The sequence below is a fragment of the Bordetella petrii genome (genome assembly GCF_020991325.1).
Classification (GTDB): Bacteria; Pseudomonadota; Gammaproteobacteria; order Burkholderiales; family Burkholderiaceae_B; genus Bordetella_A; species Bordetella_A petrii_E.
Map to the genome: position 1 here is coordinate 1 of NZ_JAJMLX010000003.1, position 23,949 is coordinate 23,949.

Here is a 23,949-nt window from a genome sequence, read left to right on the forward strand (position 1 = left end):
CGCGGCCGCGCCCAGCACGGTGCCCGGCGCCTCGGCCGCGCCGGCCGCCAAGGCCGAGCAGGTCGTCATCACCACCGACGTGCTGCGCCTGACCTTCGACACCACCGGCGCCCAGCTGGTGCGCGCCGAACTGCTCAACTACCCCACCACGGGCCAGGCCAACAAGCCCACGGTGCTGCTCGACCGCTCGCCCGAACTCACCTACGTGGTGCAGTCGGGCCTGGTGGGCGCGCCCAATGGGCAAAGCTTTCCCAACCACCAGACACCGTTCCGCCTGGTGCCCGGCGAAACCGAACTCACCGGCGATTCCCTGCAGGTGGCGTTCGAAGCCGAATCGGGCGGCCTGAAGGTCACCAAGACCTACACCCTGCATCGCGGCCGCTACGACATCGACGTGCGCCACGCCCTGACCAACCAGGCCGGCCAGCCGGTATCGCCCTCGCTGTACCTGCAGCTCGAACGCGACGGCAACGATCCGGCCGATACGTCCAGCTTCTATCACACGTTTACCGGCGTGGCGGTTTATTCCGAACAGGAAAAATTCCAGAAGATCACCTTCTCGGACATCGCCAAGAACAAAAGCGACTACATCAAGCAGGCCGACAACGGCTGGCTGGCGATCGTGCAGCACTACTTCGCCACGGCCTGGGTGCCCCCGCAGGGCAAGCAGCGCACCAACGAGCTGATCCAGGTGCAGCCCAACCTGTACGCCGCGCGCAGCATCGAAGCCGTGGGTACGGTGGAACCGGGCGCCACCGCGCAGGTCGATTCGCACCTGTGGGTGGGCCCGCAAGACCAGAAAGCCATGGGCGCCCTGGCGCCCGGCCTGGAACTGGTGGTCGACTACGGCTGGCTCACCATCATCGCCAAGCCGCTGTTCTCGCTGCTGACCTGGCTGCACGGCCTGCTGGGCAACTGGGGCTGGGCCATTGTCGCGCTGACGGTCATCATCAAGGCCGTGTTCTACCCGCTGGCCTCGGCCAGCTACCGCTCGATGGCGCGCATGAAGCAAGTGGCGCCGCGCCTGCAGGCCCTGAAAGAGAAGTTCGGCGACGACCGCCAGAAGCTCAACCAGGCCATGATGGAGATGTACCGCACCGAGAAAATCAATCCGCTGGGCGGCTGCCTGCCCATGGTGGTGCAGATTCCAGTGTTCATCGCCCTGTACTGGGTGCTGCTGGCCAGCGTGGAAATGCGCGGCGCGCCCTGGATCCTGTGGGTGCAAGACCTGTCGGTGCGCGACCCGTACTTCATCCTGCCGGCCTTCATGATGGCCACCATGTTCCTGCAGATCAAACTGAACCCCACGCCTCCGGATCCCATCCAGGCCAAGGTCATGATGATCATGCCCCTGGTGTTCGGCGGGATGATGTTCTTCTTCCCGGCGGGCCTGGTGCTGTACTGGTGCGTGAACAACACGCTGTCCATCCTGCAGCAGTGGAGCATTACGCGCGGCATCGAACGCCGTGCCGCGGCAGCGGCCAACCGCTGACGGCGGCAGCCGCGTCCGCCTGGCGGGCGCGGCTGCCCTATCAATTTATGTAAACAATTAGTTTTTGTTTATCGATTTGGGTAATTAATACAATTTCCCTTCGGCCATCAGCGACTCCTACCATTGATGCACGCCGGCAGCCGCCGGCAAGCCCGGCGCCAGCCACGCCGGGACTGGAACATCAAGATAGGAGCCCCGCTCATGACCAACAAAACGCTTACCACCGCCGCCGGCGCGCCTGTCCCCAATAACAATCATTCCGTCACGGCCGGCCCCCGCGGCCCGGTACTGCTGCAGGACGTCTGGCTGATCGACAAGCTGGCGCACTTCGCGCGCGAACGTATCCCCGAGCGCGTGGTGCATGCCAAGGGCTCGGGCGCCTACGGCACCCTGACCATCACCCACGACATCACGCGTTATACGCGCGCCAGGCTGTTTGCCCAGGTGGGCAAGCAGACCCCGCTGTTCCTGCGCTTTTCCACCGTGGCCGGTGAACGTGGCGCGGCCGACGCCGAACGCGACGTGCGCGGCTTCGCCATCAAGTTCTACACCGAAGAAGGCAACTGGGACCTGGTGGGCAACAACACGCCGGTATTTTTCGTGCGCGACCCGCTGAAGTTTCCCGACTTCATCCACACTCAGAAGCGCGACCCGCAAACCAATACGCGCAACGCCGCCGCCGCGTGGGACTTCTGGTCGCTGAACCCCGAATCGCTGCATCAGGTCACCATCCTGATGAGCGACCGCGGACTGCCCCAGAACTACCGCCAGCAGCATGGTTTCGGTTCGCACACCTTCAGCCTGATCAACGCGCAGGGCGAACGCTTCTACGTGAAGTTCCACTTCAAATCCATGCAGGGTATCGCTTGTTACACCGACGCGCAGGCCGCCGAGCGGGTGGGGCAAGACCGCGAAACCGCGCAGCGCGACCTGTACGACAACATCGAGCAGGGCAACTTCCCCCGCTGGGCCATGAAGATCCAGGTAATGCCGGAGGCCGACGCGGCCACCTATGCCATCAACCCATTCGACCTGACTAAGGTATGGCCGCACGCCGACTATCCGCTGATCGACGTGGGCATTCTGGAACTGAACCGCAACCCGGAAAACTACTTCGCCGAAGTGGAGCAGGCGGCCTTCACCCCGGCCAACGTGGTGCCCGGTATCGGGTTCTCGCCCGACAAGATGCTGCAAGGCCGGTTGTTCTCGTATGGCGATGCGCACCGCTACCGGCTGGGCGTCAACCATCACCAGGTGCCCGTGAATGCGCCGCGCTGCCCGTTCCACAGCTTCCATCGCGACGGCGCGGGCCGCACCGATGGCAACCTGGGCAGCACGATCAACTACGAGCCCAATAGCGCGGGCGACTGGCTGGAAGCCCCGGATACGGCCGAGCCGCCGATGCCCCTGGACGGCCAGGCGGCCGACCGCTGGAATCACCGTGTCGACGAAGACTATTACTCGCAGCCGGGCGCCTTGTTCCGCCTGATGACCGACGAGCAAAAGCAGGTGTTGTTCGGCAATATCGCGCGCCACATGGCGAGCGTGCCGGAATTCATCCAGCGGCGCCAGCTGGAACACTTCCGCCGCGCCGACCCGGACTACGCCGCCGGCGTGGCGGCGGCGTTGGGGCTGAAGTAGGCGCCCTGCATGGCCAGGGCCCCGCGGCGGCGGGGCTTTTACACCGGCCTCTTGAATGCCTCCAGAACCCTGTCGTCCTGGAGGCATTCTGCATTTCCGCCTCCTCAATAGACGGCAGCAGGTAAAACTCGCATTGACATAGCCAATATTACGGTCGTATGGTTTATAGAACGTTTAGATGATTAAAGCCATGATCGGCATGGCCGATAACAACAACAGCCCGGCACCGGGCGGTGAACCAACGAGCGCCAGCCACCGGAACAGAGAGCAGCACTCCGCCAAGCCGGCCTCGCATACCAAAGGAGAGACACATGAGGCAACCTGCCCGCAGCAAACCCGACCATGTGCGCCGCCGGCTGGTCACCGGCATGGCGGGCGCCATCCTTGCCGGCGGCATGGCCGGCGCCATGGCCGCCGGCTACCCTGACCGGCCCATCCGCATCATCGTGCCATGGCCCGCCGGCGGCCTGGTGGACCTGCCGGCCCGCCTGCTGGCCGACGCGCTGCAAGCCGAACTGGGCACCACGGTCATTGTCGAGAACAAACTGGGCGCCGGGGGCACCATCGGAGCCGATGCCGTCGCGAAGGCGGCCGCCGACGGCTACACCCTGATGGTGACCACCAGCGCGATCGCGATCAACCAGGCTGTGGGGCTGCCACAGCCATTCAAGCTGCTGCAAGACTTCCAGCCCGTTGCGCCGCTGGCCTATGCACCGTTGATCCTGGTCACTCATCCGACCAAAGGGCCGAAATCCGTGGCCGACCTGATCGAACGTGCCCGGGTGGCGCCCGGACAACTCAACTATGCCTCGGCCGGCAACGGCACGCCTGGCCATCTGGCGGGCGAATGGCTGAAATCACGAGAAAAGCTCGACATCCTGCATGTCGCGTACAAGGGTGGCCCGCCAGCCATGACAGACCAGATCGGCGGCCGCGTCGATTTCCATTTCGCCAATGCGGCCGTAGCGTTGCCGCAGATCACCGCCGGCAAGGTCACCGCGTTGGCGGTTGCCAGCGACAAGCGGATGCCGCAATTGCCGCAAGTTCCGACCATGGCGGAAGCCGGGGAACCGGGCTTCAACACTGACCAGTGGATCGGCCTGCTGGCGCCAGCGGGGACGCCGGCCGCAGTCGTTGAACGCCTGAACCAGGCGGCCTCGAAGGCGCTGGGCGACGCCAAGGTGCGCGATGCCATGACCCGCAGCGGCGTCACGGCCGCCGCCCCCATCAGCGCCGGCCAATTCAAGACGCTGGTCCAGGCCGACCTCGACAAATGGACAGACATCGTGCGCACCGCGCACATCAAGGTGGAGTGAGGCCATGCGCACAATCTTTGTCCTGTTCGACTCCTTGATGAGATCGGCATTGCAATGCTATGGCGGCACCGCCATCGAGACGCCCAACTTCAATCGCTTCGCCCAGCGAGCCGTCACCTTCGAACGCCATTTCGTCGGCAGCCTGCCGTGCATGCCCGCGCGCCGCGAAATGCACACCGGACGCCTGAACTTCCTGCACCGAAGCTGGGGCCCGCTGGAACCCTTCGACCAATCGTTTGCGCAGTTGCTGGGGGCGCAGGACATCTACACGCACCTGGTGTCCGATCACTATCACTACTGGGAAGACGGCGGGGCCACCTATCACAACCGCTACTCCACCTGGGAGTTCGTGCGCGGGCAAGAATGGGACAAGTGGAAGGCGATGGTGCAACCTCCGTTGGAGCGCTTCCGCAACATGTACCACCCGATGCAGCAACCCGCGGGCAAGGGCGACGGACGCCTGCAGGCCATGGTGAACCGCGAGTTCATGCGGGACGAGGCCGATTATTGCTGCCCCCGTACGTTCGCGGCCGGCTTCGAGTTCCTGGAACGCAACCGCGACGCCGACAACTGGCTGCTGCACCTGGAGTGCTTCGATCCGCACGAACCGTTCCACGCGCCCTCCGAGTATCGTGAACGCTATCCCAGCGACTACGACGGCCCCATCCTCGACTGGCCCCGCTACAAACGCAACGAAGAGTCGGCCAGCGAAATCGCCGAACTGCGCGCCAACTACGCCGCGCTGGTCGCGATGTGCGACCGCCATTTCGGACGCCTGCTCGACTTCCTCGACCAGCACGACATGTGGAAGGATACAGCCGTCGTGTTGACGACCGATCACGGCTTCCTGCTGGCCGAACACGACTGGTGGGGCAAAAATCGCATGCCGTTCTACAACGAGATCGCACATATCCCATTGATCGTTCATCATCCCGATTACGCCAATCATGCGGGCGAGCGCCGGCAGGCATTGACGCAAACCATCGACATCATGCCGACCCTGCTGGCGCTGCATGGCGTGGCGGCGCCGGCAACCTGCAACGGAACGTCGCTGCTGCCGCTGCTCGAGCGCGACGGCCCGGGACGCGAGGCCGCGCTATACGGCATGTTCGGCGCCGGCACCAACATTACCGACGGACGCTATACCTACTTCCTGTATCCCGAGGACATGACGCGCCAGCAGCTGTATGAATACACGCTGATGCCCATGCACCTGAAAACCATGTTCCACGTCGACGACCTGCGCGGCGCCGAGCTTTCAGCACCGTTCGCGTTCACGCAGGGCGTACCGCTGCTGAAGGTACCCGCGCGGCGCAATGACCGCGGGCAGCCCACCGGGCACCAGGGCCAGGGCGGCGGCTACGAAGACACCACCACCGTGCTTTATGACCTGGACAACGATTACGCGCAGCAAAGGCCATTCCGTGACCCAGGCATTGAACAGCGCCTGCAGGCCTTGATGATGAAGATCATGCGCGAAAACGACGCGCCCCCGGAAGCCTACCAGCGCCTGGGCCTGGTGGCACCCGCGCCATGAACCCGAACCGCGACGGCCAGGCCGCTTCCGGCTATGACTACATCATCGTAGGCGCGGGGTCGGCGGGCTGCGTGCTGGCCAACCGGCTCAGCGCGGATCCTTCCTGCCGGGTTCTGCTGCTCGAGGCCGGCGGCAAGGGCGGAAGCTTCTGGCTGCGGCTGCCCATCGGCTACTTCCGCACCATCTATGATCCGCGCTATTCATGGCAATTCCAGACCGAGGCCCAGGGCGCCACCGGCAACCGCAATATTGTCTGGCCCAGAGGACGCGTGCTGGGAGGATCCAGCGCCATCAACGGCCTGCTCTACATTCGCGGCCAACATGCCGATTTCGACGACTGGCACCAGTCGGGCGCTAGCGGCTGGAACTACCGCCAGGTGCTGCCGTTCTTCAAGCGGTCGGAACGCCACGAGGCCGGCGAAAGCGAATACCATGGCGGCTCGGGCGAATTGTGCGTGTCCGAGTTGCGCAACGACCACCCGTACTGCCAGGCCTGGCTGCAGGCCGGCAACGAAGCGGGCTTTGCCCGCAATCCGGATTTCAATGGCGCGCATGCCAATGGCCTGGGCTCCTACCAGCTGACCTTGCGCGGACGCTGGCGATGCGACGCCGCCTCGGCGTTCCTGGCGCCGGCATTACACCGACCCAACCTGACCGTGCTGACCGGCGCCCATGCCACACGCGTGCTGATCAGGAACGGCCGCGCGACGGGCATGCAATGGCTGCGCGACGGCACGCTCGAATCGGCCCACGCCGAGTCCGAAGTGCTGCTGGCGGCCGGCGCGCTGCAATCGCCGCAACTGCTGCAACTATCCGGAATCGGCCCGGCCGATCTGCTGCGCCAGTACGGTATCGAGGTGCACGCCGACCTGCCTGGCGTGGGCGAGAATCTGCAAGACCATTATCAGGCTCGCGTTATCGTAAAGTTGCGCGAGAAAATGTCGCTCAATGATCAGGCGCGTAGCCCACTGGGCCTGCTGTCAATGGGCGCACGCTGGCTGCTTTCGCAGTCCGGCCCCCTGACCGTCGGCGCGGGCCAGGTGGGAGGCATGGTATGCAGCGAATATGCAACGGGCGGCCGCCCGGATTTGCTGCTCAATGTCATGCCATTGTCGGTGGACAAGCCGGGCGACCCCTTGCATCGATTTTCGGGTTTTTCGGCGTCGGCCACCCAATGCCGGCCGTTGTCGCGCGGCCGCGTCCGGATCCGAACGGCCGATCCGCTGGATCCACCGGCCATTGTCACCAATTACCTGACCGAACCCCACGACGCGCGGGTACTCGTCGCGGGGCTGAAAATACTGCGTGACATCTTCCACCAGCCGTCATTCCGCGGCCTGATCACCGACGAAGAATATCTGCCTGGCAACGCGGTGAACGACGACGCCGGCCTGGAACGCTTTGCCCGCCACGGCGGAGGCACGGTGTTCCATGCAAGCGGCTCCTGCAAGATGGGGCAGGACGACACCTGCGTCGTCGACCCCGAACTGCGCGTGCGCGGGATAGCCGCGCTGCGGGTCATCGACGCGTCCGTCATGCCGTCCATGGTGTCCACCAACACCAATGCCGCCAGCATCATGATCGGGGAAAAAGGCGCCCACCAGGTACTGCAAACGGCCCGCGGACAAACCAGCGAGCCTAGCGCTGCATGCCCCAGCGGCGCACCGTGGCGCGTTCCAGCGCATTGAACACCAGGTTCTCGACAGCCAGCCCTATCATCACCACCGCCGCCAGCCCGGCGAACACGCGGTCGGTGTAAAGCTCGTTGCGATTCTGGAAGATGTACCAGCCCAGCCCGCCCTTGCCGCTGGACGCGCCGAACACCAGTTCGGCCGCGATCAACGTACGCCAAGCGAACGCCCAGCCGATGCGCAGGCCGGCCAATATGGCCGGCAAGGCGGCCGGCACCAGAATGCCCAGCACATAGCGCGGGCCTTTCAACCCATAGTTGCGGCCGGCCATGCGCAGTGTTTCGGGCACCGCCAGAAAGCCGGAATAAATATTCAAGGCCAGGGCCCACAGCACCGAGTGGATCAACACGAACACCAGGCTGCCCTCGCCCAGGCCGAACCACAGCAGGGCCAGGGGCAGCAGGGCGATGGCGGGCAGGAGGTTGAACATCGCCGTCAGGGTGGACAATAAATCGCGGCCCACGCGCGTGGACACCGCCAGCGTGGTCAGGACGAACGCCAGCGCAATGCCCGCCACATACCCCTTCAGCAGTACTTGCAGCGACTGCAGGGCGCGTGCCGGCAGCTCGCCGTCGGCCAGGCCCTGCGCGAACGCCTGGGCCGTCTGCCAGGCCCCGGGCAGCAGCAAGTCGTTGCCGGTATAACGGGCGGCGGCTTCCCACAGCAACGCCAGCAGCAGCAATATCAGCGTCTTGCGCAACGCCGAATGATTGCGCAGGCGCTCGTGCCAGGGCAGCGGCGCCTCGGCCGCCAATTCGGGCAAGGGCGGCAGCACGTGTTCGATTTCCGGGCGCAGCGCGGTGCCCTGGGCGGTCGAGATCATGGGGCGATTCCTCAGGCTGCCGCGCGTTGCGGTTCGGGGTCGGCCGGCACGTCGAACAGCAGCTCGTGGATACGCCTCGTGGCGGCCTGGAACGCCGCCGAACCCTGGCCGCGCAGGTCGAACTGGTGCGCATTGAGTTCGGCCCGCACGCGGCCCGGATGCGGCGACAGCAGCAGAATGCGGTTGCCCAGGGCCAGCGCCTCTTCAATGGAATGGGTCACGAACAGCAACGTGAAGCGCGCTTCTTCCCACAAGGCCTGCAGCTCTTCCTGCATTTTGCGGCGCGTCAGCGCGTCCAGGGCCGCGAAGGGTTCGTCCATCAACAGTACGCGCGGCTGCATGGCCAGCGCGCGCGCAATGGCCACGCGCTGTTTCATGCCGCCCGACAGCGTATGCGGGTAGGCATCGGCGAAGGCCGACAGGCCCACTTTATCCAGATAGTGCAGGGCGCGCTCGCGGGCCTCGGCGCGCCCCAGCTTGCGCGACGCCACCAGGGGAAACGCCACATTGTTCAGCACCGTTTTCCACGGCGGCAGTTGGTCGAATTCCTGGAACACCACGACGCGATCCGGACCGGGCCCCGCCACGGCGCGGCCGTCCAGCAGGATCTGGCCCGCCGCCGGCGCCACGAACCCCGCTACCGATTTCAGCAGGGTGGATTTACCGCAGCCCGAGGCCCCCAGCAGAATGTAGCGGTCACCTGCGTGCACGTCGAAGCTGACCTGCTGCGTGGCGCGTACACGGCGCTGCGGCGTCTTGTACTCCAGCGTCAGGTCGCGTACCTGCAGCAGGGGCTGGGGCGCCGCCATGTCAGCTTCCCTGCCCGATGGCGGCGTCTTCGAAGAAGTAGTCGCGCCAGCTGGCGGCCGGGTTTTTGATGGCGCCGATCTTGTGCATGAACTGGGCCAGCACCAGCGTGTTGTTGGGCTGCAAAGTGAACGATACGTCGGGGTTGGTAATGACCTTTACCAGGAAATCCCTGTCCAGCTTGGCGCCCGTTACCCGCAGGTAAGTATCGGCGGCTTCTTGGGGGTGCGCCGTGACGAACTGCGCGGCTTCCTGCAATGCCTTCAGGAAAGCGCCGTAGGTCTTGGGGTTTTCGTTGCGGAATTTCTCGGTGGCGAACAGCACCGTGGAAGAACTGGGCCCGCCCAGCACATCGTAGGAATTCAGCACGATGCGGGCCTGCGGATTCTGCGCCAGTTCCTGATCCTGGAAAGGCGGATTGCCGAAGTGCGCCGTGATCTCCGTGCCGCCGGAAATGATTGCGGCAGTGGCATCCGGGTGCGGCATGGCCACTGATATCGCGTCCAGCCTGGCGTACTGATCGTCGCCCCATTGCCTGGCGGCGGCCAGCTGCAGCACGCGCGCCTGCACCGACACGCCCACCGCGGGCAGGGCGATGCGATCTTTATCGCTGAGGTCGGCAATGCTTTTCACGGCCGGGTTGTTCGACACCAGGTAATAGGGGAAATTGCCCAGCGACGCCACGCCCTTCACGTTCTGGCGGCCGTGCGTGCGGTCCCAGATCGTCAACAGGGGCCCCACGCCCGCGGCCGCGATATCCACGCCCCCGGACAGCAGCGCATCGTTGACGGCGGCTCCACCCGACAGCTTCACCCATTCCACATCGATGTCCACGCCGGCCTGCTTGCCGTATTTCTCGATCAGCTGCTGGTCGCGCGCCACGTTCAGCAGCAGATAGACAATGCCGTACTGCTCGGCGATGCGCAGCCGGCCTTCGGCCAGCGCCGGCGTGGGCGACACCAGGGCCAGCACGGCGATGACCAGCGCCAGGGCGCTTGCGCCGGCATATCGGGCCAGGCGTTGTTTCAGAGTCAGAAAGTGGTTCATGTCCAGTCCGGCTTAATAAGGCAGGTCGCCTTCGATCGTGGTGCGAAACAGCTTGCGGCGCAGGTGTGCCGGACAACCCGCGGCCAGGTGTATCAGCGAACGGTTGTCCCAGAACACCAGGTCGTGTTCGCGCCAGGCGTGCCGGTAAATGTGCTCGGGCTTGATGCTGTGGGCGAACAGCTCGTCCAGGACCTGCCGGCTTTCATCTTCGGGCAGGCCTTCGATACGCGTGGTGAAGCCCTCGCTGACAAACAGCGCCTTGCGGCGCGTGTCGGGATGCGTGCGCACCACCGGATGCACCACTTCTTTCACCTGCGCCAGCTGCTCGGCGCTGAGATTAGGGCGCCAATTGGCCTCTTTCTGCATCTGGCCGTACTTGGCCAGGTACGAATGCACCGCAAGCCGCCCCTCCACGGCCCGCCGCAGATGCGCCGGCAGTGTGTCGTACGCCTTGTGCATGTCGGCGAACAGCGTGTCGCCGCCTTCGGCCGGCAGCTCCTGCGCATGCAGCAGCGAACCCAGGCTGGGCAGGGGCTTATACGAAATATCCGAATGCCAGTACTTGCCGGCATCGCCCAGGCCCACGGGCTGGCCGTTCTCGACGATGTTGGAAACGATCAGGATCTCGGGGTGCCCCGCCAGATGAAACTGGTGCAGCACGTGGATCATCAATTTGCCGAAACGGCGGCTGAAATCGATATGCTGCTGCGGGCTGATGCGCTGGTCGCGGAACACCACCACGTGGTGATCCAGGTGGGCACGGCGCACGCGGGCGAAGTCAAGATCGTTCAGCGTACGGCCCAGGTCGATGCCGACGACCTCCGCGCCGGTCCCGCCGGGCAAGGGCCGCACATCGAAATCCTGCGAGGCCGGGCCGACGAACTCATCGCGGCGCAAGGCGTTGCTGGCAACAGACATGGATCGCTCCAGAATTCAGAGCGATCCATTATGCAAAGAGCCTGTTCCTGCTCAAACGAAGATATGGGTGTTTGAACAGAGCCTGGTGTCATATGCAGGCACGGCTATATTCATATATCCGAAACCCGCAGTCGGACATCCACCCGCGCCCATCATGCGGCAGGCAGGAACTTTTCTACCAGCTTGACCCAGTACGTGGCGCCCACCGGCAACAGCGCATCGTTGAAGTCGTAGTTGGGGTTGTGCAGCTGGCACGGGCCCATGCCATGGTAGGTGGCCACGCGGTGGTCGCCATCGCCGTTGCCCAGGAACAGATAGCAGCCCGGCACCTTTTCCAGATAAAACGAAAAATCCTCGGCGCCCATGAAGGCCGGAATATCGCAGTTGACCTGTTCGTCGCCGAACGCCTCGCGCGCCACCTGGGCGGCGAACGCCGTTTGTTCTTCCCAGTTCACCAGCGGCGGATAGGCGCGCACGAAATCCAGTTCGCCGGTACCGCCATACACCTGGGGCAAGGTGGTGGCGATGCGGCGCATGCCTTCCTCGATCTTGTCCAGCACATCCACGGTGTACGTACGCACGGTGCCGCGCAACACGGCCTCGCCCGGAATCACGTTATACGCGTCGCCGGCGTGGATCTGGGTAATGGACAATACAGCGGATTCCAGCGGGTCTTTGCTGCGCGATATCAGCGTCTGCAAGGCGTGCACCATGTCGGCCGCCACGATGATGGGGTCTACCGCGCCGTGCGGCTGCGCGGCATGGCCACCCACGCCCTTGATGGTGATGTCCCAGCGATTGCTCGATGCCATGGCGGGCCCGCTGCGAAAGCCGAACTGGTTGACCGGCATGCCGGGCATGTTGTGCAGCCCGAACACCGCATCGCAGGGAAATTTATCGAACAGGCCGTCTTCCATCATGGCGCGGGCGCCCGCGTTGCCGCCTTCTTCGGCGGGCTGGAAAATAAAGTGCACCGTGCCGTCGAAATTCCGGTGCCGCGCCAGATACTCCGCCGCGCCCAGCAGGATGGTAGTGTGGCCATCGTGCCCGCAACCATGCATGCGCCCATCCACGGTGGACTTGTGCGCGAAGCGATTGTGCTCGGGCATGGGTAATGCGTCCATGTCGGCGCGCAGGCCGATGGACTTGCCGCCGGTGCCCGATTTCAATACGCCCACCAGTCCTGTCTTGCCGAAGCCCGTGTGCACCTCGATGCCGAAACTGCGCAGCCGTTCGGCCACCAGCGCCGAAGTGCGGGTTTCCTGGTAAGCCAGTTCCGGATGGGCATGGATATCGCGGCGCAGCGCGGTCAGGTCGGCATGGGCGCGTTCGATTTCATCTAGGGTTTTCATGGCGATGCTCGGCGTTCCGAAATAGTCTTATGCAAGTTTTGTAGCATACCGCTGCCGGGTTGTTGATTTTCCGATTGTGCATTCATAGGTCGCCTCGGCGCCCTGGGTTTGGGTGGGGCCAGGCGAAGCCCGTCGGGCTCGGGTGCATACAGGCACCCTCGGCCCGCTGCGCGGGCTGCCCCGCCGGTCAACTCGCCCGGCCCCACCCAAACCCAGGGCGCCGAGGCTGGCAATGTCTCACCATGAAACAGGAAACCGCCAGCGCCTTGAACGTGGCCTCGTTGAATACGGTCGCCGACTCCCACGACCCAGAAGTGCGCAAACCCGGCCCTGCAGACAACGGTTCAAGCTGGCACGGGACGGGGCTAGAACCAAGAACCAAGCACCAAGCACCAGAAACTTACCCCGCACCCGCCCCATCATTCAAATGGCAAGCACTAGCATGCCCCGAGGCAACCGCCCGCAACAACGGCCGTTCAACAGAACACCGCGGCATCGCATGCGGACAGCGCGGATGAAACGCACACCCCGATGGCGGCGCCAACGGCGAAGGCAGTTCCCCTTTGATAGGACGGTAATCCCGCCGCCCCGGCTGCAAGTCCGGCAGTTCTTCCAGCAGCGCCTGCGTATACGGATGATTGGCCCGCGAAAACACCACCTCGGTGGGCGCGATCTCGACAATGCGCCCCAGGTACATGATGGCCACCCGGTCGGAAATATGGCTCACCACGCTCAGGTTATGGCTGATGAACAGATAAGTCAGGTCCAGCTCGCGCCGCAACTGCGCGAACAGATTCAACACCTGCGCCTGGATCGACACATCCAGCGCCGCCACCGCCTCGTCGCACACAATCACCGACGGCTTCAGCGCCAGCGCCCGCGCAATACCGATGCGCTGGCGCTGCCCGCCCGAAAACTGGTGCGGGTAGCGCTGCGCGTAGGCCGGGTCCAGCCCCACCTGGCGCATCAGCCCCGCCACGTATTCCGCCTTCTCGGCCGGGCGTATCAGGCGATGCGCCACCGGCGCCTCGCCGATGATGTCCAGCACCCGCATGCGCGGATTCAGCGAGGCATATGGATCCTGGAAAATCATCTGCACGCCCAGCTCGTACGCGCGCCGCTCGGCCGCCGGCATCTGCGCCACCGCCTTGCCCTGGTAGTGAATCTGCCCGCCCGTGGGCCGCAATATGCCCGATACCATGCGGCCCAGCGTCGACTTCCCGCAGCCCGACTCGCCCACGATGCCAATGACCTCGCCCGCGCGCACCTCCAGGTCCACCCCCGCCACGGCCTGCACCACCAGCGTCTTCAGGCCCGCGCCGAACAGGTTGGCGATGCGGCCGGCCAGGTCCACCGGCTGCACGAAATGCTGCTCTACCTGCTGCAGCGACAGAATGGACGGCGGCGTGGGCCCGGGTGGGGAAGCGGCGGTATGCACCTAGCGTTCTCCTGCGTGCCAGCAACGGGCCCAATGCGCGGGCCGGTGTTCCACGGCCGGCGGCGCCTGCGTACAGGCCTCGGTGGCGCGCGCGCAACGCGTACGGAACGCACAGCCCTGCGGCAAATTCAACAGCGATGGCGTCATACCGGGAATGGGCTCCAGCGGCTGGCCGCGCGTCTGCGGCGTGGGAATCGACGCGATCAGGCCATGCGTATACGGATGCAGGGCGCGCCCGATCACATCCGCCGTGCTGCCGGTTTCCACCACGCGCCCGGCGTACATCACCGCCACGCGGTCGGCCAGCCCCGCCACCACCGCCAGGTCGTGCGTGATCCAGATCAGCGCGGTGCCGGTTTCGCGGCACAGCTTCTGCATCTCGTACAGAATCTGGCCCTGGATGGTCACGTCCAGCGCGGTGGTCGGCTCGTCGGCAATGATCAGGCGCGGGGAATTCAACAGCGCAATGGCAATGGCCACCCGCTGGCGCATGCCGCCCGACAGCTGGTGCGGATACGCACGCAGGCGGTCCTGCGGCGACGGAATGCCCACCTTGGTCAACACCTCCAGCGCGCGCGCCCGGGCCTGCGTGCGGCTGACGCGCTGGTGCGCCAGCACGGTTTCTATCATCTGGGTATCGACGCGCAACACGGGGTTCAGCGTCATCATCGGATCCTGGAAAATCATGGCGATATCGCTGCCGCGCAAGGCGCGCCAGCGCGCCGGCGACACCTGCCGCAAGTCTTCGCCGTTCAGGCGGATCTCGCCATCCACCACACGGCCCGGCGCGTCCACCAGCCCCAGCAGCGAAAACCCGGTAATACTCTTGCCCGACCCCGACTCGCCCACCAGGCCCAGGATCTCACCCGGCCGCACCGACAAATCCACGCCGTCCACGGCCTTGACCACGCCGGCGCGCGTGAAGAAGTGCGTCTTCAGGCCGCGCACGTCCAGCATGGGCGCCGCGCCGGGGTCGAAGTGGTGGTCGCTGGCCATGGGTTGCTCAGGCCGCGTTGTGCGGGTTAAGCACATCGCGCAGGTGGTCGCCCACCAGGTTGATGGCAATGATGGCAATCGCCAGCGCAATGCCGGGGAAGAACGATATCCAGTACAGCCCCGACAGCAGGTATTCGAAACCGTTGGAGATCAGCATGCCCAGCGAGGGCTCGGTCACCGGCACCCCCACCCCCAGGAACGATAGCGTGGCTTCCAGCGCAATGGCGTGCGCCAAGTCGATGGTGGCGATCACGATCAGGGGCGGCATGCAGTTGGGCAGCACGTGGCGGAACAGCACCCGCCCCCAGCCCAGCGACAAGCAGCGCGCCGCCTCGACATATTCCTTGCCGCGCTCCACCAGCGCGGCCCCGCGCGCGGCCCGCGCGAAGTAGGCCCATTGCACCACCACCAGCGCGATGATGACCTTGTCCACCCCCTTGCCCAGCACCGCCAGCAAGATCAGCGCCACCAGAATGGCCGGGAACGACAACTGGATATCCACGATGCGCATCAGGAAGGCATCGACCCGTCCGCCGAAGTACGCCGCCACCAGGCCCACCGTGGCGCCAATGGCGAACGCCGCCAGCACAGATATGGCGCCCACCATCAGGCTGGTGCGCATGCCGTACAGAATGGCCGAAAACACATCGCGTGCCTGCCCGTCAGTGCCTAGCCAGTAAGTAATGCTGCCGTCGCCGCTGACACTGCCCGGCGGCAGCTTCGAATCCAGAATATCCAGCGTGCCGATATCGAAGGGGTTCTGCGGCGCGATCCAGGGCGCGAATAGCGCCGCGCCCACCGTCAGCAGCAGCAGCGCCAGGCCCAGCAGCGCCAGCTTGCTGGCACAGAAGTCCGCCACAAAGCGGCGCAGCGGCGTGTCGGGCCGCGCCGCGACCGGCGCGGCCGCCTGGGGGCCAGCGGAAACAGGCGTCGTCATGCGCGGCGCTCCAGTCGTACGCGCGGATCCAGCACCGTATAGATGATGTCCACGACCAGGTTCAACATGACCAGGAAGAACACGATCAGCATCAGGTAGGCCACCACCACCGGGCGGTCCAGGTTGACGATGGAATCGATCAGCAGCTTGCCCATGCCCGGCCAGGAAAACACGGTTTCCGTCACCACGGCGAAGGCCACCACCTGGCCGAACTCCAGCCCCGCCACCGTAACGATGGGGATGAGAATGTTCTTCAGCAGATGCACGCCCAGCACGCGCTTTTCCGACAGGCCCTTGGCGCGCGCGAACTTGATGTAGTCCATGGGCAGCGACTCGCGCGTGGCCGCTCGCGTCACCCGAACGATCATGGCGCACTTGGCCAGCGCGATCGTGGTGGCGGGCAGGATCAGGCTGGCCCAGCCATCCAGCGTCAGCACACTGAGCGGCACGCCGAATACCGGCACGGTAGCGCCGCGCCCGCTGGCCGGCAGCCAGCCCAGCGTTACCGCGAACAGCATGATCAGCATCAGGCCCACCCAGAAATTGGGCAGCGAAAAACCCAGCACTGATCCCGTCATGATGGCGCGCGACCCCGCCGCCTTGGGCTTCAGGCCCGCAAGAATGCCCAGCGGCACGCCGATCAGCACCGACATCAGCATGGCCACCGTGGCCAGTTCCAGCGTGGCCGGCATGCGTTCCACGATCAGGCGCATGGCCGGCTCGCCGGTCAGGAAACTGTTGCCGAAATTGCCCTGCACGGCCTGGCCGATGAACACCAGGTATTGCATCAGCAGGGGCTTGTCCAGCCCCAGCGACACACGGATAGCCTCGCGCTGCGCATCCGTGGCCTCGGGACTGGCCAGCATCGATACCGGGTCACCCACCAGGTAGATGCCGACGAACACGATCGCCGACATCACCAACATCACCACCAGCGTTTGCAGCAGCCTGCGGATAATGGTTGCCAGCACGTTGCGCTACCGTCCGCCCTACTTCTTCAGCGTGGCGTACTGCACCAGGGTGGTCTGGTCCGGACGGCCCTCGTAGCGCACGTCGTTCTTCATGGCCCACACCGACAACTCGAAGTGCAGCGGCAGCAGCGCGAAATCGTCCATGGCCAGGTTGCTGGCCTGCTGCAGCAGCTTGGCGCGCTTGTCGTCGTCCATGGTGGCGCCCGCCTCGCGCACCAGCTTGTCCATGTCGGGGTTCGAATAGCGGCCGCGATTGGTAGTGCCTTCGCCCGCGTCCGGGTTGCGCGTCATTAGCAGCGATGTCAACGGGTTGGACATCTCGCCGCTGGTGGCCGACCAGCCCGCCATGTAGGCGCTGAAACCATAGCTGTCGCGCTTCTTGAAGAACACGGAAGGCGCCAGGGCCTCGACACTGGTCTTCACGCCGATGCGCGACCACATCGACGCCACCGCCTGCGCCACCTTCGAATCGTTTACATAACGGCCCGAAGGCGCGCCCAGGGTGATGGCAAACCCATCGGGGTAGCCCGCTTCCTTCAGCAAGGCCTTGGCTTTTTCCGGGTCGGCCTTGGGCGCCTCGGCATGTTCTTTGGACGCGCCGAACATCGGATACGGCAGGGCATTGCCCGCCGCCTTGGCCACCCCGCCCATCACGCGGTCGACGATGGCGTCGCGGTTGATGGCCAGCGACAGCGCCTCGCGCACGCGCTTGTCTTTCAGGGGATTCTTGTCCAGCCCGGTAATACCCGGCGTGGGCTCGGCATGCTGGTCCATGGCCACATACATGACGCGCACAGACGGCGTTTCTTCAATGTACAGGCCCTTGTTCTTCTTCAGGTTGGGCAGGTCGTCGGTGGGCGGGTCTTCGATCATGTCGACATCGCCCGCCAGCAGGGCGGCCACGCGCCCGGCGGCGTTGGACATGGGACGGTAGATCACCTTGTCCCAGTCGGGCTTCTTGCCCCAGTAATGCTCGTTGCGCGCGAACACCAGTTCCGCGCCGCGCTTCCAGGACACGAACTTGTACGGGCCCGTGCCCACCAGGCCGTCGCCGCTGTTCAGTTCAGTGGTGGTCTTGCCTTCCGGCGCGGGGCCCGAGGCCGCCTTTTTCGACAGAATGGGCAATTGCGCCAGGTTCACCAGCAGCATGGGCGCCGGGCCCTTGGTGGTAATGCGCAGCGTCAGCGGATCCACCGCCTCGGCCTTGGCCACCGCGCCCAGGTACAGCGTAAACGGCGAAGGGCTGTTGGGCACCTTGGGCACGCGTTCATACGTGAACACCACGTCTTCCGCCGTGAACGGGCTGCCGTCCGAGAACTTCACGTTGGGGCGCAGCTTGAACGTCCAGACATTGCCATCCACCGTCCAGGACTCGGCCAGCGCCGGCTGCGGCTGCAGCTTCGAATCGGTGCGCACCAGGCCGTCGAACAGCGTGTGGGAAATCTGGGTATTGGGAGTCAGGGCATGGTATTGCGGGTCCAGTGAGCTGGGCTCGGTCTTCAGGGCCACCACCAAGTCGCGCGCCGCCGCGGGGGTGATGGCGCCCAGGGCCATTGCCATCGTCAACGTGCCGCCAGCCAATAAACGTAACCACTGAGATGCCATCATGCTCTCCCGAGTCTGTTCTGCAGGTTGGACTGCCGGCACACCTTAACCAGCAAACACGCGGGCACGCAACAGTTATATTCCCTTATTGCCGTCCTGAATCGACTCCTTTTATGGCCCCCTCCACGCACGCCCCCATCGCCGCCATCGCCACCGCCGCGGGACGGGGCGGCATCGGTGTCGTCCGTGTCTCCGGCCCTGATTTATCGGTGCTGGCGCGCCGCCTGTTCGGCCGCGACCTGACGCCGCGCCACGCGCATTACCTGCCCTTTACCGCCGCAGACGGCGAGGCCCTGGACGAGGGCATCGCCCTGTATTTCCGCGCCCCGCAGTCCTATACCGGCGAAGACGTGCTGGAACTGCAGGGCCACGGCGGGCCAGCGGTGCTGCGGCGCATTCTGGACCGCTGCCTGCAGGCCGGCGCCGACCTGGGCTTGCGGCTGGCCGAGCCGGGCGAATTCACCCGGCGCGCCTTTCTGAACGACCGCATGGACCTGGCCCAGGCCGAGGCCGTGGCCGATTTGATTGATGCATCATCGGTTGCCGCCGCGCGCGGCGCCATGGCCTCGCTGTCGGGTGAGTTCTCCGCCCGCGTCAACGATCTGTCGGACCGCATCATCCACTTGCGCATGCTGGTGGAAGCCACGCTGGATTTCCCGGAAGAGGAAATCGATTTCCTGGAAAAATACCAGGCCCGCCCCACGCTGCAGGCGCTGGCCGCCGACCTGGACACCCTGATCGCCCAGGCGCGCCAGGGCGTGATCCTGCGCGAAGGCCTGCACGTAGTGCTGGCGGGCCAGCCCAACGTAGGCAAGTCCAGCCTGCTGAACGCGCTGGCCGGCGACGAAGTGGCCATCGTCACCCCCATTGCCGGCACCACGCGCGACAAGGTCGTGCAGGAAATCCACATCGACGGCGTGCCCCTGCACATCGTCGACACCGCCGGCCTGCGCGACACCGACGACACCGTGGAAAGCCTGGGCATCGCCCGTACCTGGAAAGAAATCGAACGGGCCGATGTCATCCTCCACCTGCAGGACGCCACCCGGCCCGGCGACGAACTGGATACCCAGATCGTGGCCCGGCTGCCCGAACGCACCCCCTTGCTTACCGTGTTCAACAAGGTGGATCTGCTGGCCCGCCCATTCACGCCCTCCGCGGGGCAGTTGGGCATTTCGGCGCGCGAAGGCCTGGGGCTGGACGAACTGCGCGCCCGCCTGCTGGCGCTGGCCGGCTGGAACCCGGGCGCCGAATCGCCCTGGCTGGCGCGCGAACGGCACGTGCATGCCTTGCAGGATGCGGCCCGGCATCTGGCGGCGGCCACCGAACATGCCTCGCAGGACGACCGGGTGCTGGACCTGTTCGCCGAAGAACTGCGACTGGCGCACGACAGCCTCAGCAGCATTACTGGGCGCTTCACCAGCGACGATCTGCTGGGCGAGATTTTTTCCAGCTTCTGCATCGGGAAGTGAACCCGCCCTGAGCTTCCCACCGTAAACCGCGGAATCCCGGACATGTCGAAGCAAGGTCTGCCAAGTTCCTTGCGCCTACATCGCCGTTTCCCCACCCATTTGCACCCATTCCGGCAAGGCCGGTAAAGTGGACACCGGACGTACCCGCCACCACACCGCCACCTGACTCGCCATGAGCGCCCCCTCTTTGCGACTGCGCCCGCTGGTATCGCTGCTGCTGTTCCTGAGCGCGTATTCGCCCTTGATGGTCATCCTGGTCATCAAGGACATGGACGCCTCGCACCCCTGGCTGCTGGGCAAGCCCGTGTTCAGCGGCCTGCTCATCGTGCTGGCGGTGGCCAGCAGCCTGGTCACCCTGCGGGCCGTCAGGGACATCGGCGCGGGACTGCCCGTGGTGGTAACCAAGGCGGCCAACCGGTCGGGCGACATGTTCGGCTACAGCGTGCCCTACATCGTGTCGTTCATTCGCATGGACGAGGGCGACTGGCAGACGCTGGCCAGCCTGCTGATCCTGCTGGCGGTGCTGTTCACCATGGCGTACCGCACGCAAACCGTATTCATCAACCCCATCCTGGCCATCGCCGGATACATGCTGATCGACTGCACGTTCAAGCGAGGCGAAACCATCACCCAGGCCATGGTCATTACCCGTCGGCCCATCGGCGTGGGCGATACCTGCCGCCTGGAACGGCTGTCGTATTACCTGTACATCGCGGCACCGCCGGCACCCGGCCAGACGGAGAACCAGGATGGGCACTGACACCGCCGCCAAGAAGCTGGCGCAGATCAAGGCGACCGATTTCAGCGGCTGGCCTGTAACCTTCTGGCTGGTGAAGAAGAAGATCGCCCGCAAGAAAGCGCACTACGATGTGCTGCGCGTCGATACCGACACCCGGTTGCAACAGCGCTTCCAGGGCTTCCTGAAGCAGCAATTGCAGGACCGGGATTTCCATCTTTCATCTTATGACTTCAATAATGCCGACGGCGACGACGTGCTGTTCACCATCGCGGCAGACGCCACCGAATTCGTGAACATCCAGGCGGCAGTCGAAGCAGGATTCGACAATCCGCTTGCAAAGAACTACGACGAACTGCTGAACTCATGGGCCTATATCGCGCTATTCGAAAATGGCGGCAAGCGGCTTTATGCCTGTCGAAAAATCAGCGCCGAAACCCAGCCCAGGAAGGTCAAATCCAAAAGCGCGACTTTTTTCCAGCATCACAAACTGGTGGACATCGACGAAAAGGAAATTTTCCTGATCGACCCCCGGTACGATTTTTTCGTGTTCGAAGACACCATTTTCATCGCCCACAAGCGGCAGTTCGAAAGTGCCATGAACTTCCGGGAAGGCATGATCGCCAATGGGGCGGAAGTTTTGTCGGACTTCGAAAAGCTCAAGCTCGTCGACGACGTGAAGATCATCCGCGAATACGTCGGCACCAACCTGCACCACCTGCGCAAGCTGTCGTCCATTCGCAAATCCGGCTACTACAAACAGCCGGGCTACATGAAAAAGCTGATAGCCGTCAGCCAGAGCGAAAAATGGGATCTCAAGATCTACCAGGACAAGATCGTCGTCGAACCAGACACCGTCGAACTGCTGCTGAAGCTGCTGAACAACGATCGGCTGCGCTCGCCCATCAACGACGAACTGTTCGACTCCGCCGCCAAGGAACCGGTGCCCGGTAGATAGCCGCCACGGGCACGCCTGGGCGCAAGGCGTGGCCGCGGACGGGATGCCCTACAGCATCTGGTTCAGCTCTTGCAGCAGGTTCTCATGGAAACGCTGCGGATCCTGGATCTGCGGCGAATGGCCCATATCCGGGAAGGTCACCAGCCGGGCGCCCGGAATCGCCCTGGCGGTGGCCGGTCCCAGTACCTTGTAGTTGCCCAGCGTGGCCGCCACCTGGGGGCTGGCGGCGTCCTTGCCTGGCGCGGTATTGTCCTGCTCGCCGATCAGCAACAGCGTAGGCACCCGGACCTGCCCGAATTCGTGCACCACGGGCTGGGTATACAGCATGTCGTAGGTCAGCGCCTGGCTCCATGCAACCTGCTCGCGGCCCGGCCCCTGCACCATGCCCGCGGCCATCTCGACCCAGCGGTCATATTCCGGTTTCCATGTCCCGGCGTAGTACGTGTTTTGCTGGTACTTCTTCATGCCCTCGAAATTGGCTTTCAGTTCGCGCGCGTACCATTCATCCACGGTACGGTAGGGCACGCCCTTGGCTTTCCAGTCTTCCAGGCCGATGGAGTTCACCATCACCAAGGCATCCACTTCGCCGGGGTACATCAGCGCATAGCGGGTGGCCAGCATGCCGCCCATGGAATGCCCCATGACCACGGCTCGCTCCACCCCCAGGGTTTGCAGCAGGGCATGCGTGTTGGCGGCCAGCTGATGGAAGCTGTACTGGTACGCGGCCGGTTTGCTGGACTTGCAGAAGCCGATCTGGTCGGGAACCACCACGCGGTAACCCGCCTGCGCCAGCGCGCGTATCGAGCCTTCCCAGGTGGCCCCGCAAAAATTCTTGCCATGCAGCAACAGTGCCGTGCGGCCATTGGCTTGTTCGGGCCGGATATCCATGTATGCCATCGATAGCGATTGTCCCTGCGAATCCAGGTTGAACTCGCCCACCTTGTAGGGGTAATCAAAACGTTCAAGCCGCGGTCCGTAATCCGGCACCTGGGTCTGTGCATGAACGCCGGCAGCCAAGAGAAGTGCCGCCGCGGTAAGGACAGGTTTGAACATGCGAGCCTCGTGATGTTGTTAATGAGAAAGTGCGACACAGGGCCGCAGGAATAGTTCTTGCCATCGCCGCGCGCTCCCGCCCCACCAAGGTGCAGCCGCATGCACCGAATCGAGCAGCCTGCACCAACTTGAAGAACCGTAGTGGCGGCCCGCAAGCAGGCCCGCCAGCAACTTGCGGGCCGCCGTCCTGGCATGCTTGTTGCTTGATTCCTGCCTGACGAACCACGTTCGGCACCACAACTTGTGCAGTCCCAGGCAACGGCGCCTCCAGACCCCTGCGGGTCTGGAGGCGTTTTTTTTGCCGGTTTCTTTCCATAGCACTCCTACAGGAACACCTTCATGTCCTACCTGGCTCCCTCAGAATTCGTCACCAAGATGGTGGACGCGGGTGAATCGAAAATCTACATGGCCACCCGCGACTCGCTGATCCGCGCCTACATGGCAGGGGCCATCCTGGCCATTGCCGCCGTGTTCGCCGTGACCATCACCGTGCAGACCGGCAGCCCCATCCTGGGCGCGGCGCTGTTCCCGGTGGGCTTCTGCATTCTGTACCTGATGGGCTTCGACCTGCTGACCGGCGTGTTCATGCTGACGCCGCTGGCCTGGATGGAAAAACGCCCCGGCGTTACGCCCGCCGCCATCCTGAAGCACTGGGGCGTGGTGTTCGTGGGCAACTTCCTGGGCGCCCTGACGGTGGCGGTGCTGATGGCCATTGTGTTCACCTATGGGTTCTCGGTGCCGGCCGGCAAGGTGGGCGATGTCATCTCGCACATCGGCGAGAACCGCACCCTGGGCTACAAGGAATACGGCGCGGCCGGCATGCTCACCATCTTCATTCGCGGCGTGCTGTGCAACTGGATGGTATCGCTGGGCGTGGTGGGCGCCATGATCTCCACCACCGTCAGCGGCAAGGTCATCGCCATGTGGATGCCCATCATGCTGTTCTTCTTCATGGGTTTCGAGCATTCGGTGGTGAACATGTTCCTGTTCCCGTCGGCCCTGATCCTGGGCGGCAACTTCTCGGTCATGGACTACCTGATCTGGAACGAGATTCCCGTGGTGCTGGGCAACCTGGTGGGCGGCATCTCGCTAACCGGCCTGACCCTGTACACCACGCACATCAAGACCGCGCCCAAGCGCAGCTTCAACTGACCTGTGG

At 64.4% G+C, this 23,949-nt stretch carries 20 protein-coding genes; 9 read left to right on the forward strand and 11 right to left on the reverse strand.

The annotated features are described in order from the left end of the window. The 5 genes from yidC to LPZ50_RS00690 all read left to right on the forward strand — a co-directional run. A partial coding sequence (yidC, locus tag LPZ50_RS00670; RefSeq protein ID WP_230656459.1) for a membrane protein insertase YidC occupies positions 1-1,492 on the forward strand: 1,492 nt, incomplete at its 5' end. A gap of 201 nt (positions 1,493-1,693) precedes the next feature. Further along, positions 1,694-3,133: a catalase gene (locus LPZ50_RS00675; protein WP_230656462.1), complete on the forward strand. Its 1,440-nt coding sequence runs from the start codon at positions 1,694-1,696 to the stop codon at positions 3,131-3,133. 311 nt (positions 3,134-3,444) lie between these two features. After that, positions 3,445-4,449, forward strand: coding sequence for a tripartite tricarboxylate transporter substrate binding protein (locus tag LPZ50_RS00680; protein WP_230656465.1), 1,005 nt, complete (start codon positions 3,445-3,447; stop codon positions 4,447-4,449). Between the two features lie 4 nt (positions 4,450-4,453). Further along, positions 4,454-5,986, forward strand: a complete 1,533-nt coding sequence (locus tag LPZ50_RS00685) for a sulfatase (protein ID WP_230656468.1) — start codon at positions 4,454-4,456, stop codon at positions 5,984-5,986. Further along, positions 5,983-7,674 (forward strand): GMC family oxidoreductase, encoded by a 1,692-nt coding sequence (locus tag LPZ50_RS00690; RefSeq protein ID WP_230656471.1) that lies wholly within the window; start codon positions 5,983-5,985, stop codon positions 7,672-7,674. The genes LPZ50_RS00685 and LPZ50_RS00690 overlap by 4 nt, the downstream gene beginning before the upstream one ends. On the opposite strand, the gene LPZ50_RS00695 is transcribed toward LPZ50_RS00690, so the two are convergent. From LPZ50_RS00695 to LPZ50_RS00740, 10 genes are all read right to left on the reverse strand, one after another. After that, positions 7,625-8,500 carry an ABC transporter permease gene (locus LPZ50_RS00695; RefSeq protein ID WP_230656474.1) on the reverse strand — a complete coding sequence of 292 codons (876 nt, stop codon included), beginning with the start codon at positions 8,498-8,500 and terminating at the stop codon, positions 7,625-7,627. The genes LPZ50_RS00690 and LPZ50_RS00695 overlap by 50 nt on opposite strands. 11 nt (positions 8,501-8,511) lie before the next feature. After that, positions 8,512-9,309 carry an ABC transporter ATP-binding protein gene (locus tag LPZ50_RS00700; protein WP_230656477.1) on the reverse strand — a complete coding sequence of 266 codons (798 nt, stop codon included), beginning with the start codon at positions 9,307-9,309 and terminating at the stop codon, positions 8,512-8,514. A gap of 1 nt (position 9,310) precedes the next feature. Further along, complete coding sequence (locus LPZ50_RS00705; protein WP_230656480.1) at positions 9,311-10,354, reverse strand: ABC transporter substrate-binding protein; 1,044 nt, start codon at positions 10,352-10,354, stop codon at positions 9,311-9,313. A 12-nt stretch (positions 10,355-10,366) separates the two neighbouring features. Beyond that, positions 10,367-11,272 carry a TauD/TfdA dioxygenase family protein gene (locus tag LPZ50_RS00710; protein WP_230656484.1) on the reverse strand — a complete coding sequence of 302 codons (906 nt, stop codon included), beginning with the start codon at positions 11,270-11,272 and terminating at the stop codon, positions 10,367-10,369. Positions 11,273-11,424: 152 nt separating this feature from the next. After that, complete coding sequence (locus LPZ50_RS00715; protein WP_230656488.1) at positions 11,425-12,624, reverse strand: M20 aminoacylase family protein; 1,200 nt, start codon at positions 12,622-12,624, stop codon at positions 11,425-11,427. A 400-nt stretch (positions 12,625-13,024) separates the two neighbouring features. Continuing rightward, the gene (locus LPZ50_RS00720) at positions 13,025-14,020 is read right to left on the reverse strand and encodes an ABC transporter ATP-binding protein (RefSeq protein ID WP_419195549.1); all 996 of its coding nucleotides are present in this window, start codon (positions 14,018-14,020) and stop codon (positions 13,025-13,027) included. 42 nt (positions 14,021-14,062) lie between these two features. Continuing rightward, positions 14,063-15,058: an ABC transporter ATP-binding protein gene (locus LPZ50_RS00725; RefSeq protein ID WP_230656495.1), complete on the reverse strand. Its 996-nt coding sequence runs from the start codon at positions 15,056-15,058 to the stop codon at positions 14,063-14,065. Between the two features lie 7 nt (positions 15,059-15,065). After that, positions 15,066-15,995: an ABC transporter permease gene (locus LPZ50_RS00730; RefSeq protein ID WP_230656498.1), complete on the reverse strand. Its 930-nt coding sequence runs from the start codon at positions 15,993-15,995 to the stop codon at positions 15,066-15,068. Continuing rightward, complete coding sequence (locus tag LPZ50_RS00735; RefSeq protein WP_230656501.1) at positions 15,992-16,966, reverse strand: ABC transporter permease; 975 nt, start codon at positions 16,964-16,966, stop codon at positions 15,992-15,994. The genes LPZ50_RS00730 and LPZ50_RS00735 overlap by 4 nt, the downstream gene beginning before the upstream one ends. An 18-nt stretch (positions 16,967-16,984) precedes the next feature. Further along, a complete protein-coding gene (locus tag LPZ50_RS00740; protein ID WP_230656577.1) occupies positions 16,985-18,571 on the reverse strand; it encodes an ABC transporter substrate-binding protein in 1,587 nt (528 codons plus the stop codon). Between the two features lie 113 nt (positions 18,572-18,684). On the opposite strand from LPZ50_RS00740, the gene mnmE reads away from it, so the two are divergent. The 3 genes from mnmE to LPZ50_RS00755 all read left to right on the forward strand — a co-directional run bounded on the left by mnmE (position 18,685) and on the right by LPZ50_RS00755 (position 21,737). After that, the gene (mnmE, locus tag LPZ50_RS00745; RefSeq protein ID WP_230656504.1) at positions 18,685-20,043 is read left to right on the forward strand and encodes a tRNA uridine-5-carboxymethylaminomethyl(34) synthesis GTPase MnmE; all 1,359 of its coding nucleotides are present in this window, start codon (positions 18,685-18,687) and stop codon (positions 20,041-20,043) included. Between the two features lie 172 nt (positions 20,044-20,215). Beyond that, positions 20,216-20,803 carry a hypothetical protein gene (locus tag LPZ50_RS00750; protein ID WP_230656506.1) on the forward strand — a complete coding sequence of 196 codons (588 nt, stop codon included), beginning with the start codon at positions 20,216-20,218 and terminating at the stop codon, positions 20,801-20,803. Next, positions 20,793-21,737, forward strand: coding sequence for a DUF4868 domain-containing protein (locus LPZ50_RS00755; RefSeq protein WP_230656509.1), 945 nt, complete (start codon positions 20,793-20,795; stop codon positions 21,735-21,737). The genes LPZ50_RS00750 and LPZ50_RS00755 overlap by 11 nt, the downstream gene beginning before the upstream one ends. 48 nt (positions 21,738-21,785) lie before the next feature. On the opposite strand, the gene LPZ50_RS00760 is transcribed toward LPZ50_RS00755, so the two are convergent. Next, a complete protein-coding gene (locus tag LPZ50_RS00760; RefSeq protein WP_230656512.1) occupies positions 21,786-22,790 on the reverse strand; it encodes an alpha/beta fold hydrolase in 1,005 nt (334 codons plus the stop codon). A 339-nt stretch (positions 22,791-23,129) separates the two neighbouring features. Between LPZ50_RS00760 and LPZ50_RS00765 the strand changes: the two genes are divergently transcribed. Continuing rightward, on the forward strand, positions 23,130-23,942 hold the full coding sequence (locus LPZ50_RS00765) for a formate/nitrite transporter family protein (RefSeq protein ID WP_230656515.1): 813 nt from the start codon (positions 23,130-23,132) through the stop codon (positions 23,940-23,942). Positions 23,943-23,949 lie beyond the last annotated feature (7 nt).